We start from the raw sequence: 18,047 nt of genomic DNA, 5'->3' as shown, positions 1-18,047 counted from the left end.
CGCGACGGGAAATAGCGGTAGATCGTGCCGACCGCGATGCCGGCCGCAATCCCGCCGCCGGATCAGGCCCGGGGAATCGCCCGCAGCGATCGCGGCAGACCGTCCGTGGGGTCCGCCCGGGCAAGTGCCCGCATGTCGGCGGCCCCGCGATGGGCCGCTTCCGCCACGTCTTCGAAGAGGTGTGCGATTTCATCGAAGACGGAGCCGTCGGCTTCCTGGAACCCGATGCTGTCCAGTTCGCCCAGCAGGTTCAGCAGGGAAAGGATGCCGGCCACCTGGCTTCGCGCGTCGTCGAGGCGCGCGCGCCGGTGCCGCAGCCTCTCCATCGCGCCAAACGCATTGAGCGCTTCGCTCAGCCGCTCCCGGCAGGCACAATCCAGGTCAACCCCCGAAAGGATGGCGTCCAGCCGTCTGACCAGGTCATCGCCATCGCCCGCGGTATCACCCGGTCCGGTCACTGAAGCACCCTGTCGCCGGCATGGACCGGAACGTAGTGCCGGCCCGGAACCTTGTGAAAAAAGCCATTGGAGAACCGGATGCCGCTGCAAAGCCCCTCGAGCCGGCCGGTCGCGGCGTCCACGTCCAGCCCGCCATCGAGCAATGCCGGGAAGACCTGCGCCACGCCCACCATATCGACGTCCTGCGGCATCAGGCGCAGCGCGGAAACGCCCATGGAGACGATGTCCGCCAGTTCCGCGGCCAGGCAAACATAACTTTCCGACTGGGTCTGGATACCGTTGACCCGGAGGAAGGCCTCCCCGGCAACGGTGACCAGCGGCATGCCGTCGGTGTCATCCTCGCAGACGAACTGGCAATTGTCCTTGTGCCGGCCATGCGCCCGGGCATGGTAGCAGCGCGCCGAAACGGCCAGCGGCGCCCGCCCGAACACCTGCAGTTCGGTGGTGATGCCCAGCTCGCGCGCGGCTCCGGCCGCGACGGCCAACGATGGTGCCGGCAATTCATGCGGCAGGCAGACATGGCTTGCCCCTTGCCCCGCCATCCAGGAGATCGTCGCCTCGTTGGTGGCGTTGAGGAAGGGGCCGATGCGATGGGGCCGGTTGCCGCGCGCAGCAAGCCCGCTGACGTTGTTGATCTCGACCTCGAAGTCATCCTGGCTGCAGAGCTGCAGGGTGGCGTGGCGCTCGCGCGGCAGGACCACCTCGGCAAGCGTCGACAGCACCACCCGTTTTCCACCCCGTTGCAACCGTTCGATGACGCCGGGCAAGTCCGCGTCGAAGAACGGCGAGCGCTTGGAACAGATCACTTCGCCAAGGTAGACCGTGGCCACCGGGGCCTCGTCAGCGATGCGCGCATAGAAGTCCCGCTTCCTTGCCGTGGGCCAGTGGTAGGCGATCGGCCCGATCGTCAGTTCCACGCTCATGGCCTCACCTCCACTTCTTGGATTCGAATGCGCCCTGGGTCTGCTTCTGCCCCTCGGTGAGGCTGACGAGGTCGGCGATGTTCGGTGGCCGTCCCGCCATCACCTCGTCGATGGCCGTGCGAAAGGCGGACACCACCGACCGCACGTAGCTCTTGGACCGCTGCCGCCCCTCGATCTTGAACGCGTGAACGCCGGCGTGGATGAGATCGGGAAGCATGCGGGCCAGGTTCAGGCTGACCGGTTCCTCGAAGGCATAGTAGCCGTCCGGCCGGTGCGGCGCGGTATACCGGCCCTTGCAGATCGTCGGATAGCCGGCCATCTCGTCGGCGCCGAAACGGTCGATGACGCTGCCCGAAAGACAACTGGCGACGGCTCCGCCCGGCTCCTTGCGATAGTCCACATCGCTGGCCGGCGAACAGACACCGTCGAGATTGGTCGACTGGCCGGTCACGTAATTGGTCAGGCTGCAGCGTCCCTCCACCATCAGCCCGTGATTGCCGAAGATGAAGGTCTCGATCTCGCAGGGGATCGCCTCGGCAATGGGCTTGATCTCGGCCACGGTCAGGATGCGGGGCAGCACGACGCGCTTCACGCCGAAATGGTCGCAGTAGTAGCGGATCGACTCCGGGTTCGAGGCCGCGGCCTGGACCGAGAGATGCAGGCGCACGTCGGGGTGCCGCGCCGCCACGTAATGGGCCACGCCCATGTCGGCGACGATCAGCGCATCGATGCCGAGCGCGACGGCCGTGTCGGCCGCTTCCTGCCAGAGGTCGACCTTGCCGGCTGGCGGATAGGTGTTGAGCGTGAGGAGAACCTTGGCACCGCGCTCGTGCGCATAGGCAATGGAAATGCCCAGTTCCTCCCTGGTGAAGTTCAGGCCGGGAAAGTTGCGCGCATTGGTCGCGTTGCGGAAACCGCAATAGACGGCGTCGGCGCCCGCATCGACCGCCGTGCGCAGGGCGGCAGGCGTCCCGGCAGGACAGATGAGATCGGGACGGATCATCGCGCGGCCTTCCCGGCGCCGGCCAGCCCGCGACGCCGCACCATGGCAAGCGCCATGCGCCCTGGCGGACCGAACAGGTCGGCGGTATCCGCCGCGATCGAACCGTCGATGTCGTCGAGCGCATTGCGCAGCGTCACCACGGCGTCGGTGTTGCCGAGGATTTCCAGGTCGCGCGAGAAGAAGGAGGCATCGCCGTCCGCACCCGCGTCGACCAGGTCGAACAGGGTGCGGAACCGTCCACGGATCAGCGCGTCATGCAGCGGCAGGGCGTCGCGCGGCACGGTCCGGAATGTCAGCGCCTCGGGGTTTGCGACGAGGTGCAGCACAAAGGGAAATTCCACCGGGTCGATGATGAAGCTGGACCGGACATGCGGGCCGAGCCGGTCGAAGATCGACCGGTGCTTGTCTGCCAGGCGCCGGATGGTGCGCATCAGCAGGGGATCGAGCACCCGGCCGGCGACCGCCTGCGCCAGGATGGAAAACGGTCGGGCTTGTTGGGCGGTGTCGCCATGGGCAGGCATGAGCATTCCGGGTCTCCAATTCCTGGGTGTCTAGAAGGGCACGTCCTGCTCCGTGACAGGCCGGACGTCGATCTCGCTCCGCCGGCATGCGATCGCGGCATGGAGCGACCGGGCGATCCGCTCGGCCTGCGCCACGACATGGGCCGCGCCCTGGGGCGGACAGGTTTCCGCCGCTGTTTCGCGGAAAAGCATGAGCCATCGTTCGAAGGCCGGCCAGTCCACCGGCAGGTCCTGGTGTGCCGCCATCGGTGCACCGCTGTAACGTCCCGTCATCAAGGCGACCGACGACCAGAAGGCGATCATCCGGTCGAGATGCGGGCCCCAGTCCGCAATCCGGTCCGCGAACACGGGAGCGAGCACAGCGTCGTTCCTGACCTTGGCGTAGAAGCAGTGAACCAGGCGCTCGAGCTTGGCCTCGTCCAGCCCGGTCCGCTCCATCAGGTCCGCCGTCACCTCGGGGCGCACGGAAACAATTGCTGGATTGACGGTTGGCATGAGGCTTCCCCTTTGACAAGGATCTGGTCTGGGCCTACTCCCCTTAATGGGTAATGTAAATACCTATTCGTTGACCTCAAGGAGCTTTCATGCGGCTGACGTCTTTCACCGACTATGGTCTTCGCATGCTGATGCGCATGGCGAGCGAGCCGGACCGGGCCTTCTCGACGGCCGAAATGGCGGATTTCTTCGGCCTCTCGCGCAATCATCTTTCCAAGATCATCCAGCAACTCGCCCGCGGCGGCATCGTCGAGACACGGCGTGGCGGCGGCGGCGGGGCCAGTCTGCGCGTCCCCGCGGAAACCTTGCGCCTCGGGGATATCGTTCGCCTCCTGGAACAGGACCAGGCTCTGGTCGAGTGCTTCGGCCCGGCGGGAAATGCCTGCACCATCCTCGGCTGCTGCAGGCTCAAGTCGAAGCTGTCGCGCGCCGAATCCCGCTTCATCGAGGAACTGAACGAAACCACGCTTGCCGAGATCGCATTGCCGAAAGGCGTGGTTCCGGAACCCGGCTGAATGGCGCCCTGCCGGTGGGGCAAGGCCGCGACTGTCACCGCGCCTGCGCACCCTGCGCCAAGGCACCCTTCACGAGGCATTTCAAGAGCCAGGCGTTCCAGGTCCGGCCATGGCGAAGGCCGAGCCGGTCGAGGCAGTCTTCCTGCCCCTCCCCCGAAAATAATCCCCGGGCGGCGATCTGCAACAGCGCCGGCCAGGAGCCGCCGGCCCGCTTGAGCAGGGCGAGCGCTGGCAGCAGCCGCTGTTCGGTCGGTGTGAAATCGGTGCCGAACGGAAACGGCGGCAGCAATCCGCGGGCCCGCTGGGGTGCAAGCCACTGCGCCACGCGCTCGGGCGTGTTCCGGCGGCGGGAGACGTCGATCGCGTGATCGCGCCGGATCTTGCCGGCTTCTTTCGCCTGCTCGAGCAGGTCCGCCTGGAAACGGCTGTCGGCAATGTCCAGCATGGCGGCAATGCACCGCGCGTCGGTCTTGCCGCGCAGGTCGGCGACGCCATACTCGGTGACGACGATATCGCGAAAATGCCTCGGCACGGTCTCGTGGGGGTAGCTCCAGCGGATGTTGGACACCGTCTTGCCCTTGCTTTCGCGCGTCGCGTTCAACGTGATGATCGACCGTCCCCCTTCGAGCGCCAGCGCCTGTTCGACGAAATTGAACTGCCCGCCGACACCGCTGACAACCTGGCCGTCCCCCGTTCCGTCGGACACGACGGCGCCGAGGCAGGTCACCATCATCGCGTTGTTGACGAAGCGGGCATCGCGCCTTGCCGCCCGCTTGGCCGCCTCGTCGCCGTAAAGTGAATTGGTGAAGGAGACCGGTACCATCGCGATCTTCGCCAGCTTTTCCGGCGGCATGTCCCGAAGTTGCCGGTAGAACTCCCGGCATTCCAGGAAAAAGCCCGCATGGATGGCGACACCATCGACCTCGCGACGGATCACGCCGCCCTCGAACAGCTCGAGAATGCCGCCCACCAGCATTTCGGTGGCGGCATACAACCCGTCGCGGAAACGGCCGTCATGGGCTTCAGCTTCGCCGGAGGGGAAGGGATTGCGGCCGATAACGGACCGGTAGTCTCCGTTGTTGCCCTGGCGAAGCAGCAGTGCCTGGGCGATGGCGTCGCCGATCGAGCCGATCCCGATCTGGAGCGTTCCGCCGTCGCGAACGAGTTGCGATACGTGCAGGCCGATGGCCAGGTCCGGCAGGCTGACCGGCCGGCGGACAACCGAGAACAGCTCGAACGCCCGGTCCGGGGCCAGCATCAGGTCTGCCTCGCCGCCATCGATCACCGCGGGTCCGGGCATGAAGGGCAGGTTTTCGTTGATCTCGACGGCGAAGTGGAAGGCAGCACGTCCATTCCGCCGGGCCTTGAGGAGATCGGCGGTGATATCGGTATTGCAGCTCAGGCTGATCTCTCCCTGCGCATTCTCCGCGACGAGCTGGGCGACGACGTTCGGGGCAAAGTCGAGCACGTAGGAAAGCGCGTGGGTGTAATTGGCCGAGATGTGATGGCTCTGGGCATAGGCGTTGCCAAGCCAGCGCCCTGCCTGGAGGAAGAACTCCCGCACCTCGATGTTCGGTGGCAAGGTGCCATCGTCCACGAGTTTTGCGTAGATCAGGGGTTCGTAGGCGCCGAACAGGCGATCGGCCGCCGGCTCGATGAAACGGCGCTCCAGGTCGGACCCGATGGCCGGTCTCTGCAAGGTCAGCGCCGTCAGGATGGACAGGCTGATCGACGGATCGTCGCAGGCCGCTGTCGTCAGGGCATTGACGATGCCGTTTGCCTTGCCGAGTCCCAGCGGCAGCGCAAGGCGGATCGTGCCGCCCGTCCGCTCGATGATCTGCCGGGCGACGGTCTCCGCAGACCTTTCCCTTGCCAGGACCTTCTCAGTCAAGGCTGTTCCAGCCCTTGTCAGGCGCAAAGCGAGGGCCGTACCGCGATGCGAGCACGGTCAGCCGTTCGGCGATCTCCTTCGCGCCGCGCTGCCGGGCATGGTGGATCGGCCCGCCCCGGAACGGTGCGAACCCGGTTGCGAAGATCATCGCCGCATCGAGCGTGTCGGCATCCGCCACGACGCCCTGGCACAGGCATTCGACGATTCCCGGCGCCTTGGCCTTTTTCGTATGCGCGGACTTACCTGTCAGCATCATCGTCATGGCCTCGATCGGATCGATCAGTTGAGGCAGGCGGAAAGTGCCGCCAAGACCGGGATGAAGGCCAAGCCGCACTTCCGGAAACCCGAACCAGGCACCGTCCACCGCGATGCGGTGGTCGCAAGCAAGCGCCATTGATCAGGTATACCGGCCGTTCTGTCATTCGGCGGCCTCCCGCCGCTCGTGTGCGTCGTAGCCTCGGCCGATTTCCGACGGTTCGAAATCGTCGACGGCAACAACCCGCGCGACCAGTTCGTTGGCCTTGTGCAGCCGCTGCGCTTCCTCCTCGGTCAGCACCCCCTTGCCGACCGCCGCGTCGAGCGGCACCTTCGCGCGCCGCAGCTTGCTGCGAGTCGGATCGGTATCCACGACCATGGCGAAGGCATCTTCCAGCATCTTCAGGGCGCCCTCTCCCCGGACGGCCCGCACCCCGGCGGTGAGACGGTCGCGGGTCGGCGATGGTGCGAGCAGCAGTTCGGCACAGCGACGCGTCAGGTCGTCCGATGGTCCGCGGTGGGAACCTCCCGGCAGCGTCACGAACCGCAGGAAACCGGCCGCTGCCCGGTTCGGCAGGTTGGCGAGAACCGCGTCCAGGCTGGATGAAATCCGTGCGAACGAATCCTCCGCAGCCCAGTGGACAAGGGGAAAATCCTCCTCGATGCGCCCGTCGTCGTCCCACCGCTTCACGACCGCGGACAAGAGGTAGAGCTCGGAGAGAACGTCGCCGAGGCGGGCGGAGAGGATTTCCCTGCGCTTCAGCGAACCGCCCAGCGTCAGCAGGGCGAAATCGGAGATGAGGGCGAAAGCCGCGGCATGACGTGACATCCGCTGGTAGATGCTCTTTGCCTTGCCGGTCCCCGGCGGTGCGGGGGCGAAAGCCGCACCGGTCCAGGCCCGGCCCGCAGCGCGGAACACGGTCTTCACCGAGTGCCCGACATGCGCCCAGAAGGCCTTGTCGAAGGCATCAAGCGCAGCATCCTTGTTCCGCTCGTCAAGCGCGAGGATCTCGTCGAGCAGGTAAGGATGGCAGCGGATCGCGCCCTGGCCGAAGATGATCATGTTGCGGGTGAGAATGTTGGCGCCTTCCACCGTGATGCCGACCGGCACCGCCTTGTGGAAGTTGCCGAGATAATTGTTCGGACCGTCGATCACGGCCTTGCCGGCATGCACGTCCATGGCGTCGTCGACGGCCTCGCGCATCCGGTAGGTGGCGTTCGATTTCATGATGCCGGAAATGACGGCGAGCTTCCGGCCTTCGTCGAGCCCGGCGCAGGTCAGCCGTCGTGCCGAATCGAGCGTATAGGCGTTCGCCGCCATGCGTCCGAGCCGTGCCTGTACGCCCTCGAACTTGCCGACTGGAATTCCGAATTGCTCCCGAATGCGGGCATAGGCCCCGGTCGCATGGGCCGACATGGACGCGGCGGCAGAGGACAGCGACGGAAGTGAAATGCCTCGCCCGGCGGCAAGCGCGCTCATCAGCATCATCCAGCCCTTGCCGGCATGGTCCGGCCCGCCGATGATGTGATCGAGCGGCACGAACACATCGGTCCCCGCGTTCGGGCCGTTCTGGAAGACCTGGCCGCAGGGGATGTGTCGCCGGCCGATCGAAACGCCCGGCAGGTCGGTCGGAATCAGGGCGCAGGTAATGCCTTCCCCGTCGGGGTTCTCAAGCAAGCCCTCGGGATCTTCCAGTTTGAAGGCCAGTCCGAGTACCGTGGCGACGGGCCCGAGCGTGATGTAGCGCTTCGACCAGTTGAGACGGAGACCCAGCGTTTCCCTGCCGTTCCATTGCCCCCTGCACACGACTCCTGTGTCCTGCATGGCCGAGGCATCGGAGCCCGCATGCTCGCTTGTGAGCGCGAAGGCCGGAACCTCCTGCCCGCTGGCAAGCCGCGGCAGCCAGTATTGCCGTTGCTCCGGCGTTCCGAACTGCATGAGCAACTCGCCCGGTCCAAGCGAATTGGGAACCATCACCGTCACACCGGCCGTGACCGAGCAGGTGGAAATCCGCCGGACGACCTCCGAATGGGCAAAATTGGAAAAGCCGAGCCCGCCATAGTCCTCCGGAATGATCATGCCGAAGAACCGGTTCTCCTTCATGAAGCGCCAGACATTGGCAGGAAGATCGCCCGCCCGTGTGATCTCCCAGTCATGAAGCATGGCGCAGAGGTCTTCGCAGGGACCGTCGAGAAAGTCCTGTTCCTTGGGCGAAAGGCTGGCTGGCGCGATCCGCAACAGCTTGTCCCAGTCGGGATTTCCGCTGAACAGGTCGGCGTCCCACCAGACCTCGCCGGCGTCGATCGCGTCGCGTTCGGTTTCGGAAAGCGTTGGAAGCTGATCCTGGGCCCAGTCGAATATCGGCCGGGTCAGCTTGTTGCGTCGGAATGTGCGCAGGGACATCGGTTCGATCCTATCGCTGTTAACCCGGTCAATGTCCCCGGGTTCCCGATTGTTCCTTCGCGGGATGACATCGGTGGTGGTTTCGTCCTGCCGATACCGCCCGGCGGGATCCGGAACACCGCGGGCCCGCCGTACGTTTTCCGGGACAGGCCGAAACTCATTTCCGGCCCGGAACACCGGAAGCACCCATGACCGAGGAAACTGAGAAAGAGCAGACGTTCGACGCACGGAATGCCCGTCAGGGCCGGATCGTGCTGGAAAGCCGGAAGGAACGGTTCCTTTTCGTCGCCGGGCTCGCTGCAATCATCGTGGTTGCGCTGCTGCTCCTGTTCTGAAGCCGGCGCGGCGGGCCACGGAAAGACGAGTTCGGCATGATCCGCGAGAGATTGGACGGAACCCGGAGGATCATCCGCGCATTTGCCTCGCTGAACCGATCCGGCATCCGGCATCGCCATGCCGCCCTCGCCGCACCGCGCTGCGACCCAACAACACAAGGCAGGTTCCCGTGACGAAAATCCAGACCGGCTTGAGGATCAATGGCGCCGACCATCGGCTCGAGGCCGATCCCCGGACGACGCTCCTCGATGCGCTTCGGCATCATCTTCATCTGACCGGAAGCAAGAAAGGCTGTGATCATGGCCAGTGCGGCGCCTGCACGGTTCTCGTCAACGGGCGGCGGATCAACGCCTGCCTGGCGCTCGCCTGCATGCACGACGGCGACGAGATCACCACCATCGAAGGGATCGGCAGTGACGAGAGCCGCTCCGCTCTGCAGGAGGCATTCCTGGCCTGCGACGGCTTCCAGTGCGGCTATTGCACGCCGGGCCAGATCTGCTCCGCGACGGCAATGCTCCGGGAAGCGGCCGATGGCTGGCCGTCCCACGTTTCACCTGATCTCAACGGACCGGTGACCCTGAACGCCAGGGAAATCGCGGAACGCATGAGCGGGAACATCTGCCGCTGTTCCGCCTATTCCGGCATCGTCGATGCCATCGGGCAAGTGGCGAAAGGCGGTGTGAAATGAAGCCGTTCGACTACGAACGCGCCGTTTCGTCGAACGCGGCGGCACGGGCGGCCTTGGCCAGTGGAGCGCATTTCATTGCCGGGGGCACGAACCTGCTCGACCTGATGAAACTGGAGGTCCTGCGGCCGGACAAGCTGATCGACATCAGCCGTCTTCCCCTCCGGCAGGTCGAACGGACCGGCGATGGAGGCCTGCGCATCGGCGCCATGGTCACTAACAGCGACCTGGCGGCCGACCCGAGAGTGCGCCGGCATTACCCGGTGCTCTCACGCGCGCTGCTGGCAGGCGCTTCAGGCCAGTTGCGCAACAAGGCAACGACGGCGGGCAACCTGCTGCAACGCACGCGATGCCCCTATTTCCAGGATACGGCCATGCCCTGCAACAAGCGCGAGCCCGGCTCCGGCTGCCATGCGCTGGACGGGTTCAACCGCAACCATGCAATCCTTGGCACCAGCGAAAGCTGTATCGCCACGCACCCCTCCGACATGGCCGTCGCGATGATGGCGCTCGATGCCAGCGTGGAAATCCAGTCGGCGGCGGGCAAGACGCGCACCGTTGCGCTTGACGAGTTTTACGCGCTCCCGGGCGACACGCCGCATGTGGAGACGACACTGGACAGCGGCGACCTGGTCACGGCCGTGCTGCTGCCGCCCCCGCTGGCGGCGCGACAGGTCTATCGCAAGGTCCGCGATCGCGCATCCTATGCCTTTGCGCTGGTCTCGGTCGCCGCCGTCATCTCCATGAATGAGGGCGTTCTCGACCACGTTGCCGTTTCCTTTGGCGGGCTTGCGCCCAAGCCATGGCGCGACAGGAAGGTGGAGGCCTTGCTCTCAGGGAAGCCCCCGTCCGGGGCTCTTTTCCAGGAGGCCGCAGACCGCCTTCTCGCTGAAGCCCGCGGGTATGGAGGCAACGATTTCAAGATCGCCCTGGCGCACCGCACGCTCAGGGCCGTCCTGCGGCAGGCCACGGGATTGACCCAATGAACAAGCATTTGAAGATGGACGAACGCCAGTCCGACGTCCTTGCCGACATGGCACAGGGCACCGTTGGCCGGGAGCTTGCCAGAAGCGAGGGACCGCTGAAAGTCAGCGGCCGGGCCGTATATGCTGCCGAGAGCGGCGACGGTACGGAGGCCGTCGGCGTGCTGGTGCGCGCAACCATCGCCAATGGCCGGGTTGCCTCGATCGATGCCGGTGATGCCCTGGCGCTGGAAGGCGTTCTGCGCGTGATCACCGACAGCCGCATGGTTCGCAGGCCCGCCCAGGGCACCGCCAACGGGGCGCCGGCACAGGACACGAGCCAGGTCGATCATTTCGGCCAGCCCGTCGCCCTCGTCGTCGCGGATACATTCGAGCAGGCACGCCACGCGGCCCACCTCCTGGACATCCGCTACGGGGTGGAGACTGCGGACATCGATCCGGAAACGGCCCGCGAGGTCGAGACGCCGGAGGGGAAACGCCTCGAGCAGGGAGCCTTCGACACGGCGATGGACGATGCGGCGGCCAGCATCGACGCCATCTACACGACACCGTCGCAAAGCGCCGCCCCGATGGAACCGCATGCCGCGCTGGCCCGCTGGGACGGCGACAGGCTGACGCTCCACGGCGCCTACCAGATGCTGAAATACAATCGCAACGAACTGGCCGACGCACTCGGCATCCACCCGGACAACGTGCGGATCGTCTCGCGCTACGTCGGCGGCGGCTTCGGCTCGAAGCTGGGCATCGGCCCGGAGGCGGTCGCCGCCGCCATTGCCGCCCGGGCGATCGGCCGGCCCGTGCGCGTGGTGATGTCCCGCGCGCAGGTCTTCGAGATGACCTCGCGGCGCTCCGAGACGTGGCAGCGCGTGCGCCTTGCCGCGGACAGGGATGGCAGGCTGACAGCCATCGGCCACGATGCGCGGGTCTCCAACCTGCCGGGCGAGGCTTTCAGCGAACCGGTGCAGATCGCCACGCATTTCCTTTACGGCGGCGCCAGCCGGCACTACGAGACTAGGATTGCGCGTCTCAACCGGACCTGCGCCGGCTCGATGCGCGCGCCCGGCGAAGCCGTCGGCATGCTTGCGCTTGAAAACGCGATGGACGAACTGGCCCATCACCTGGGACTGGACCCGGTCGAACTGCGCCTGCGCAACATTCCGGAACGGCATCCGGAAAACGGCAAGCCCTTTTCGTCGCGCGGGCTTGCGGATTGCCTGACAACCGGCGCCGACCTTTTCGGCTGGAACCGGCGCAACACAAGGCCCGGTGCGAAGCGCGAGGGAGAATGGCTGGTCGGCCTCGGCATGGCGTCTGCGGCCCGTAGCAATATCCTCAGCGAAGCCCAGGCGCGGGTCCGGCTGAACACGGACGGCACCGCCACCGTTGAGACCGACATGACCGACATCGGGACCGGCACCTATTCCATTCTCGGACAGGTGGCTGGCGAGATGCTGGGCCTGGCGCCGGAGGACGTCACGGTGGAACTTGGCGACACGGCGTTTCCGCCGGGATCCGGTTCAGGCGGCTCCTGGGGCGCCGGTTCGGTCGGCTCGGCAGTCTTCCTCGCCTGCCAGGACCTTCGCGCCGCCCTGGCCGCAAGGCTCGGCTGCGATCCCGGCGAGATGACGCTGAAGGATGGCGTGGCCACCGTCAGCAACCGGCAGACCCGCCTTTCCGACCTGGTCGACGAGGCCATGGAAGCGACCGGTCACATCGAGCCCGGCGACACGAAACAGGAGATGCAGCAGGCCGCTTTCGGCGCCCACTTCGCCGAGGTCGCCGTCAATTCCGTGACGGGTGAAACGCGGGTGCGCCGGATGCTTGGCGTCTTCGCAGCCGGCCGGATCCTCAACCTGAAAACGGCACGCTCTCAATGTTTCGGCGGCATGATCTTCGGCATCGGTGCCGCTCTCACCGAAAACCTGGTTCACGATCCGCGCGACGGCCATGTCGTCAACCGTGACCTGGCCGAGTACCATATCCCGGTCAACCTCGATGTGCCCCGTCTCGACGTCGCGTTCCTGGAAGAACGCGATCCCTGGGCCAACCCGATCCAGACCAAGGGCATCGGCGAGCTTGGCATCTCGGGCGCCGGGGCCGCCGTCACCAACGCCATTTTCAACGCGACCGGCATTCGCGTGCGCGACTACCCGGTCACGCTCGACAAGCTGCTGCCGGGCCTGCCCGGCTAGGGGGAGGATGAACAGTCATGGTCTCTCGTGCGATCTGGAAGGGCCACTTGCGGCTGTCGCTGGTCTCCATCCCGGTGGAAGTCCATAGCGCACGCAAATCCGGCGGGCGGGTTTCCTTTCGCCAGATCCACGAGGATACCGGCAAGCCCGTGTACTACCAGAAGGTCGTTTCCGGTGTCGGCCCCGTGAAGCAGGAAGACATCGTCAAGGGCTATGAATACGAGAAGGATCACTACATCCTCCTCGATCCCGACGAGGTCGACGCGATCCGCCTGGAAACGAAAAAGACAATGGACATCGTGCAATTCGTCGGTGCCTGCGAAATCCCGCCGCTCTACTACGACAAGCCCTATTACCTCGTCCCGGCCGACGAACTGGCCGAAGACGCCTACCGCGTTCTTCGCGATGCGCTGCGTCAAACGGAACGGGTGGGCCTGTCGCAGATCACGATGCGCGGCCGGGAACACCTTGTCGCCATTCGCCCCTGCGGCGACGGGCTGCTGATGGAGACGTTGCATTACGCCGATGAAATCCGCAATGCCGACCCCCTGTTCTCGTCGATCGAAGACGAGAAGTCCGACGAAGACCTGCTCGATGTGGCGGTTGCGCTGATCGACAGGAAGACCGCGCCGTTCGACGCCGGCGCCTTCCACGACAACTACGCAGAGGCGCTGCGCGATCTCGTCGAGAGCAAGCGCAAGTCCCGCAAGAGGAAGAGGGTCTCCACCGAGGACGAGCCGGGTGACGGCCGCGGCAGCGACAATGTCGTCGACCTGATGTCGGCCCTGAAGCAAAGCCTTGAGAAATCCGGTCGCAGGAAAAATTCCGGTTCAGGACGCAAGAGCGAGACCGGGTCGCGTTCCGGCAAATCGTCAGGCAGGCGGAAATCGGGATAACCCATGGGTGCTGCAAGGGACAGGCTCGAGGAATACCGGCGCCGGCGGGACTTTCGGAAGTCGCCGGAACCGGGCGGAGCATCGGGGAAGAAGCGCAGCGGCAAGCCGGTCTTCGTGGTGCAGAAACACGACGCGACACGGCTTCACTACGATTTCCGGCTGGAATGGGACGGCGTGCTGCTGTCCTGGGCAGTGACGAGGGGGCCGAGCCTCGATCCGGCGGAAAAGCGGCTTGCGGTGAGAACGGAAGACCACCCGCTCGGCTACGCGGATTTCGAAGGCGTGATCCCGAAGGACGAGTATGGCGGCGGCGCGGTGATGATCTGGGACCAGGGCGTCTGGGACCCGCTCTCCGACCCCGCGGAAGGCCTCGCCGGCGGGCACCTGAAGTTCACCCTCCATGGCAATCGCATGAAGGGCAACTGGGTCCTGGTGCGAATGAAGCCGAAGACGGGCGAAAGCCGCGAGAACTGGCTGCTGATCAAGGAGAAGGACGACTTCGCCTCGCGCGGCGACAGCCTGACGGAAGCTCACGAGACAAGCGTCGTCAGCGACCGGACACTTTCTGACATCGCTTCCGGAAAACGCGGCAAACCGGTCACACCCGGCCGCCGCGGCAAGCGCAAGGGGCGACTGGCAAATCCGGCCTTTGTCGAACCGCAACTGGCCACGCTTGTCGATGAAGTCCCGGAGGGTGACGACTGGCTGTTCGAGGTCAAATTCGATGGCTACCGGACCCTTGCCTCGATCGGCAGCGGCGGCGTCATCCTGTACACCCGCTCCGGCCAGGACTGGACCGACCGCTATGCCGGGTTGCCCGAAACCCTTGGCGCCCTCGATTGCCGCAGCGCCCTGATCGACGGCGAGGTCATCACCGGGCGGGATTCGGGGTCCGGATCCGGCTTCTCCCGGCTTCAGGATGACCTGAAGCAGGGCCGGCCGGTTCGACTTATGGCATTCGACCTCCTGGAACTCGACGGCAGGGACCTGACCGGCGATCCGATCGAATCGCGCAAGGCGAAGCTGGAGGATCTCCTGTCCCCGGTCCGGGGCAAGGCGGTGCGGTACAGTGAACACGTCACCGGACATGGAGCGCATGTCTTCCGCCGGATTGCCGATGCCGGCGGAGAAGGCGTGATCGCCAAGCGCGCCGGCAGCACCTATGACAGCACCCGAAGCCGCGCCTGGCTCAAGGTCAAGGCGACCCGTCGCCAGGAGTTCGTGATCGGCGGATATTCGCCCTCCTCGGCCAGGGGCCGTCCGTTCGCGTCGCTGCTGCTGGGCACCATGGAGGGAGAGGATCTCGTCTATCGCGGACGGGTCGGCACGGGTTTCGACGGCGAGACCCTTGCCACGCTCGAGGCAAGGCTTGGTCGTCGCGGGCGAAAGACATCACCCTTTTCCCGGCAGACCGAAGAACTGCCCTCCGCCGCACGGTGGGTCCGGCCCGATCTCGTTGCCGAGATTGAATTCAGCGAATTTACCGGACAGGGCATTCTCCGCCATGCTGTCTTCCAGGGGCTGCGCGACGACAAGGAGGCCAGCGAGGTGACACGCGAGGACAAGCCGGACAGGCAAGACGATGCCGAAACCGCCTTCCGGGGCATCACGATCAGCCATGCGGATCGCGTGATTTTCAGCGAGGCCGGCATCACCAAGGGCGACCTCGCGGCCTATTGCGACGCGGCGGGGGAACGCCTGTTCGAACTTGCCGGGCACCGGCCCGTCTCGCTGTTGCGCTGTCCCTCGGGAGCCGGCACCGGCTGCTTCTTCCAGAAGCACGCCGGGAAGGGATTTCCGCGGGAAATCGATGCGATCGCCATCGAGGAAGCGGGCGGCGGCGGCGAAGACTACATGGTGATCCGGCAACAGGCGGGTTTCGTCGCCGCCGTGCAGATGGGCACCATCGAGTTCCATGTCTGGGGGGCGAAGGAAGACCGTCTCGAACAGCCGGATCGCCTCGTCTTCGACCTCGATCCCGATGAAGGCCTCGGCTTCAGCGCCGTGACCGACGCCGCCATCGGGTTGCGCGACCTGCTCGGGCAGCTTGATCTTCCCGCCATTCCCATGGTCACGGGCGGAAAGGGGGTTCACGTGATCGCTCCATTGCGACGGGGAGCGGACTGGGAGACCGTCCGCATCTTCGCGAAAACCATCGCATCGCATTGCGCGGACCGCTATCCTGACCGCTTCACGGCCAGCATGTCGAAACAGAAGCGCAAGGGACGGATCTTCATCGACTGGCTGCGCAACGAACGTGGCGCCACGGCCGTTGCTCCTTATTCCGTCCGCAATCGCGCCGGTGCACCGGTGGCAATGCCACTGACCTGGGATGAACTTGGCGGACAGACCGCGGCAGACGGGTTTTCGATCGCCGATGCCCTGAAACGCCTTTCCGGTCCCTGCCCGTTGATTGAGACAAGGGCGAGCCATTCCATTTCGAAATCGGTTGTCGCCAGGCTCGACGAGATGATCGAACGCGGCAGCGATTGAGCGACCACAGGACGTCTGCCGGCAGCCGGGCGGGCGCGAAACAGGCCCGGGCCTGCAGGAAAGGGAAGGCGCCATGGCCGGCCCTTACATGGCAAGATTGCGGGCCGCGCCTTCGCCCGACATAATGCCGCGTCAACCGGCGGGAGGGAGGACTGCTCATGGACGTGTTGCGAACGCCGGACGACCGGTTCTCGAACCTGCCCGGTTATGCCTTCGCCCCGAACTATGTCGATACGCTCAAGGGCTACGAAGGCCTTCGGGTGCATTTTCTCGACGAAGGCCGCAAGGACGCCGCAAGGACCTTCCTGTGCCTGCCCGGCGAGCCGACATGGGCCTATCTTTACCGGCGGATGATCCCGGTGTTCGCCGCTTCGGACGCCCGCGTTGTCGTGCCCGACTGGCTTGGGTTCGGGCGGTCCGACAAGCCGGTCGATGACGGGGTCTACGGCTTTCATTTTCATCGCGACATGATGCTGGCCCTGGTTGAACGGCTTGATCTTCAGAACGTGACACTCGTCGTGCAGGACTGGGGCGGCATCCTGGGGCTGACGCTGCCGATGGACATGCCGGAGCGCTTCTCCCGGCTGATCGTCATGAACACGGCGATACCGGTCGGCGAAGGCGTCGGCGACGGGTTCCGGCACTGGCGGAACTACGTGGCCAGCCGGCCCGACCTGGATTGTGCTGCGCTGATGAAGCGGGCCTGTCCCCACCTGAGCGACGCCGAGGCGCTGGCCTACGAGGCCCCCTTCCCGGACGCGCGGTACAAGGCCGGCGTGCGCCGTTTTCCGCAACTCGTGATGATCGAGCCCGGGATGGAGGGAGTCGAGACGGCCAGGCGCGCGCGGCAGTTCTGGCAAACGGAATGGCAGGGCCAAAGCTTCATGGCCGTGGGCGCGAAGGACCCGGTCCTGGGCGTGCCGGTGATGAGCACGTTGCGTGACACCATACGTGGCTGTCCGGAACCGATGATCGTCGACGAGGCCGGGCACTTCGTCCAGGAATGGGGCGAGCCGATCGCCCGTGCCGCTCTTCGCCATTTCGGAGACACCGGCTGAGCGAACCGGCCGCAACGTACGGAGGCTGAAGACTTGGCTTTCCAGCCGCCCATGCGGGCAACGCGGATTTTCACGGCCATCGCGGTCATCGCTGCTGTCGCGCTGCCCTTCCCGGCGTCGGCGCAGGACGAAGGCCTGCACAACAGTTCGAAGGCTTTCTCGGCCCCGGCCGATCTCTCGTGGAAGGACTGGGACGATCCGGCGGAACTGGATCGCACCTGGAAGGCAGCCATCGTCCGCATTCCGGTCGCGCCGGGACGGTCCAGGCAGGGAACGACCGATGACCTGCTGCGGCAAGGCGGAAAGAAATACCCGACCGTCATCTACCTGCATGGCTGCAGCGGCATCTGGCCCGGCACGCACAGGCGGATGAAATTCCTGTCGGACAACGGATTTCTTGTCATTGCGCCGGCCAGCCTGGCGCGAAAGACCTACCCGCGATCCTGCAACGTCGAGACCCGGGAAGGCGGGCTCTTCCGCGGCACCCTCGTCCTGCGCCGCAACGATGCCGGCCATGCCATCGAGATGGCCAGGCAACTTTCCGTCGTCGATGGCGGAAAAATGGTTCTCATGGGCTTCAGCGAAGGCGCCGTCGCCGCCGTCACGTTCCGGGCGGCGAACGAACGCCAACGCGTTCGCGCCCGGGTCGCGGAAGGCTGGACATGCCAGGCGCCATGGCCGGAGTATCGCGGGATCAAGGCGCCGGCAAGCGAACCCGTGCTGACCCTCGTCGGCGAGGCAGACCCCTGGTACCAGGATCGCTGGACAAGGGGCAACTGCGCCGGCTTCCAGGATCCCGGCAACGGCAGCAGGTCGATCGTCTACCGGGACGGGGAGATGGCCTCCAGCCATGGCCTGCTGGAGTTCGACACCGCGCAAAAGGACGTTCTCGACTTCCTGAGGGCCCGGCTGGATTTCTGAGGAGGCAGCGGCGTCCTG

Annotated in this window: 16 protein-coding genes and 1 pseudogene; 9 read left to right on the top strand and 8 right to left on the bottom strand. The window is 65.6% G+C overall.

Annotation, left to right across the window (positions count from 1 at the left end):
• Positions 1 to 62 precede the first annotated feature (62 nt).
• The 5 genes from CSC94_RS09190 to CSC94_RS09170 are packed head-to-tail and all read right to left on the bottom strand — an operon-like array spanning position 63 to position 3,400.
• Positions 63 to 458, bottom strand: coding sequence for a hypothetical protein (locus CSC94_RS09190; RefSeq protein ID WP_099306038.1), 396 nt, complete (start codon positions 456 to 458; stop codon positions 63 to 65).
• Complete coding sequence (ubiV, locus tag CSC94_RS09185) at positions 455 to 1,381, bottom strand: ubiquinone anaerobic biosynthesis protein UbiV (protein WP_099306037.1); 927 nt, start codon at positions 1,379 to 1,381, stop codon at positions 455 to 457. Before ubiV ends, CSC94_RS09190 begins: the two co-directional genes overlap by 4 nt.
• Before the next feature lie 4 nt (positions 1,382 to 1,385).
• On the bottom strand, positions 1,386 to 2,384 hold the full coding sequence (gene ubiU, locus CSC94_RS09180) for a ubiquinone anaerobic biosynthesis protein UbiU (RefSeq protein ID WP_099306036.1): 999 nt from the start codon (positions 2,382 to 2,384) through the stop codon (positions 1,386 to 1,388).
• A complete protein-coding gene (locus tag CSC94_RS09175; RefSeq protein ID WP_205853267.1) occupies positions 2,381 to 2,911 on the bottom strand; it encodes an SCP2 sterol-binding domain-containing protein in 531 nt (176 codons plus the stop codon). The genes ubiU and CSC94_RS09175 overlap by 4 nt, the downstream gene beginning before the upstream one ends.
• A 24-nt stretch (positions 2,912 to 2,935) precedes the next feature.
• Positions 2,936 to 3,400 (bottom strand): group III truncated hemoglobin, encoded by a 465-nt coding sequence (locus CSC94_RS09170; RefSeq protein WP_099306035.1) that lies wholly within the window; start codon positions 3,398 to 3,400, stop codon positions 2,936 to 2,938.
• An 89-nt stretch (positions 3,401 to 3,489) separates the two neighbouring features.
• On the opposite strand from CSC94_RS09170, the gene CSC94_RS09165 reads away from it, so the two are divergent.
• Positions 3,490 to 3,915, top strand: a complete 426-nt coding sequence (locus CSC94_RS09165; protein ID WP_099306034.1) for an Rrf2 family transcriptional regulator — start codon at positions 3,490 to 3,492, stop codon at positions 3,913 to 3,915.
• A gap of 34 nt (positions 3,916 to 3,949) precedes the next feature.
• On the opposite strand, the gene CSC94_RS09160 is transcribed toward CSC94_RS09165, so the two are convergent.
• The 3 genes and pseudogenes from CSC94_RS09160 to CSC94_RS09150 all read right to left on the bottom strand — a co-directional run bounded on the left by CSC94_RS09160 (position 3,950) and on the right by CSC94_RS09150 (position 8,465).
• Entirely contained in the window at positions 3,950 to 5,806 is a 1,857-nt protein-coding gene (locus CSC94_RS09160; RefSeq protein WP_245408308.1) for an acetyl-CoA hydrolase/transferase C-terminal domain-containing protein, read from the bottom strand.
• Between the two features lie 184 nt (positions 5,807 to 5,990).
• Positions 5,991 to 6,200 (bottom strand): annotated as a pseudogene (locus tag CSC94_RS25270) (enoyl-CoA hydratase/isomerase family protein); the annotation flags it as partial.
• Positions 6,201 to 6,224: 24 nt separating this feature from the next.
• Positions 6,225 to 8,465 (bottom strand): acyl-CoA dehydrogenase, encoded by a 2,241-nt coding sequence (locus tag CSC94_RS09150; protein WP_099306033.1) that lies wholly within the window; start codon positions 8,463 to 8,465, stop codon positions 6,225 to 6,227.
• Between the two features lie 188 nt (positions 8,466 to 8,653).
• Here CSC94_RS09150 and CSC94_RS09145 point away from each other — a divergent pair, with 188 nt between their 5' ends.
• The 8 genes from CSC94_RS09145 to CSC94_RS09110 all read left to right on the top strand — a co-directional run bounded on the left by CSC94_RS09145 (position 8,654) and on the right by CSC94_RS09110 (position 18,029).
• Positions 8,654 to 8,800, top strand: a complete 147-nt coding sequence (locus CSC94_RS09145) for a peptide ABC transporter permease (protein ID WP_099306032.1) — start codon at positions 8,654 to 8,656, stop codon at positions 8,798 to 8,800.
• 170 nt (positions 8,801 to 8,970) lie between these two features.
• Positions 8,971 to 9,489, top strand: coding sequence for a 2Fe-2S iron-sulfur cluster-binding protein (locus CSC94_RS09140; RefSeq protein ID WP_245408307.1), 519 nt, complete (start codon positions 8,971 to 8,973; stop codon positions 9,487 to 9,489).
• Positions 9,486 to 10,472, top strand: a complete 987-nt coding sequence (locus CSC94_RS09135; protein WP_099306031.1) for an FAD binding domain-containing protein — start codon at positions 9,486 to 9,488, stop codon at positions 10,470 to 10,472. Before CSC94_RS09140 ends, CSC94_RS09135 begins: the two co-directional genes overlap by 4 nt.
• A complete protein-coding gene (locus tag CSC94_RS09130; protein WP_099306030.1) occupies positions 10,469 to 12,661 on the top strand; it encodes a xanthine dehydrogenase family protein molybdopterin-binding subunit in 2,193 nt (730 codons plus the stop codon). The genes CSC94_RS09135 and CSC94_RS09130 overlap by 4 nt, the downstream gene beginning before the upstream one ends.
• Positions 12,662 to 12,678: 17 nt before the next feature.
• Positions 12,679 to 13,557 carry a non-homologous end joining protein Ku gene (gene ku / locus CSC94_RS09125; protein ID WP_099306029.1) on the top strand — a complete coding sequence of 293 codons (879 nt, stop codon included), beginning with the start codon at positions 12,679 to 12,681 and terminating at the stop codon, positions 13,555 to 13,557.
• 3 nt (positions 13,558 to 13,560) lie between these two features.
• Positions 13,561 to 16,050: a DNA ligase D gene (ligD, locus tag CSC94_RS09120; RefSeq protein WP_099306028.1), complete on the top strand. Its 2,490-nt coding sequence runs from the start codon at positions 13,561 to 13,563 to the stop codon at positions 16,048 to 16,050.
• A gap of 158 nt (positions 16,051 to 16,208) precedes the next feature.
• A complete protein-coding gene (locus CSC94_RS09115; RefSeq protein WP_099306027.1) occupies positions 16,209 to 17,108 on the top strand; it encodes a haloalkane dehalogenase in 900 nt (299 codons plus the stop codon).
• Between the two features lie 33 nt (positions 17,109 to 17,141).
• On the top strand, positions 17,142 to 18,029 hold the full coding sequence (locus tag CSC94_RS09110) for a dienelactone hydrolase family protein (RefSeq protein ID WP_133122860.1): 888 nt from the start codon (positions 17,142 to 17,144) through the stop codon (positions 18,027 to 18,029).
• Positions 18,030 to 18,047: the final 18 nt, after the last annotated feature.

This window comes from Zhengella mangrovi (assembly GCF_002727065.1).
Classification (GTDB): domain Bacteria; phylum Pseudomonadota; class Alphaproteobacteria; order Rhizobiales; family Rhizobiaceae; genus Zhengella; species Zhengella mangrovi.
This window is presented reverse-complemented; position numbering and strand designations above follow the sequence as displayed.

Excerpts from the sequence above, each read along its gene's own strand:
- CSC94_RS09165 (WP_099306034.1), top strand. The coding sequence starts at position 3,490 with ATGCGGCTGACGTCTTTCACCGACTATGGTCTTCGCATGCTGATGCGC.
- CSC94_RS09150 (WP_099306033.1), bottom strand. The coding sequence starts at position 8,465 with ATGTCCCTGCGCACATTCCGACGCAACAAGCTGACCCGGCCGATATTC.
- ligD (WP_099306028.1), top strand. The coding sequence starts at position 13,561 with ATGGGTGCTGCAAGGGACAGGCTCGAGGAATACCGGCGCCGGCGGGAC.
- ku (WP_099306029.1), top strand. The coding sequence starts at position 12,679 with ATGGTCTCTCGTGCGATCTGGAAGGGCCACTTGCGGCTGTCGCTGGTC.
- CSC94_RS09130 (WP_099306030.1), top strand. The coding sequence starts at position 10,469 with ATGAACAAGCATTTGAAGATGGACGAACGCCAGTCCGACGTCCTTGCC.
- CSC94_RS09135 (WP_099306031.1), top strand. The coding sequence starts at position 9,486 with ATGAAGCCGTTCGACTACGAACGCGCCGTTTCGTCGAACGCGGCGGCA.
- CSC94_RS09170 (WP_099306035.1), bottom strand. The coding sequence starts at position 3,400 with ATGCCAACCGTCAATCCAGCAATTGTTTCCGTGCGCCCCGAGGTGACG.
- CSC94_RS09145 (WP_099306032.1), top strand. The coding sequence starts at position 8,654 with ATGACCGAGGAAACTGAGAAAGAGCAGACGTTCGACGCACGGAATGCC.
- CSC94_RS09115 (WP_099306027.1), top strand. The coding sequence starts at position 16,209 with ATGGACGTGTTGCGAACGCCGGACGACCGGTTCTCGAACCTGCCCGGT.
- ubiV (WP_099306037.1), bottom strand. The coding sequence starts at position 1,381 with ATGAGCGTGGAACTGACGATCGGGCCGATCGCCTACCACTGGCCCACG.
- ubiU (WP_099306036.1), bottom strand. The coding sequence starts at position 2,384 with ATGATCCGTCCCGATCTCATCTGTCCTGCCGGGACGCCTGCCGCCCTG.
- CSC94_RS09175 (WP_205853267.1), bottom strand. The coding sequence starts at position 2,911 with ATGCTCATGCCTGCCCATGGCGACACCGCCCAACAAGCCCGACCGTTT.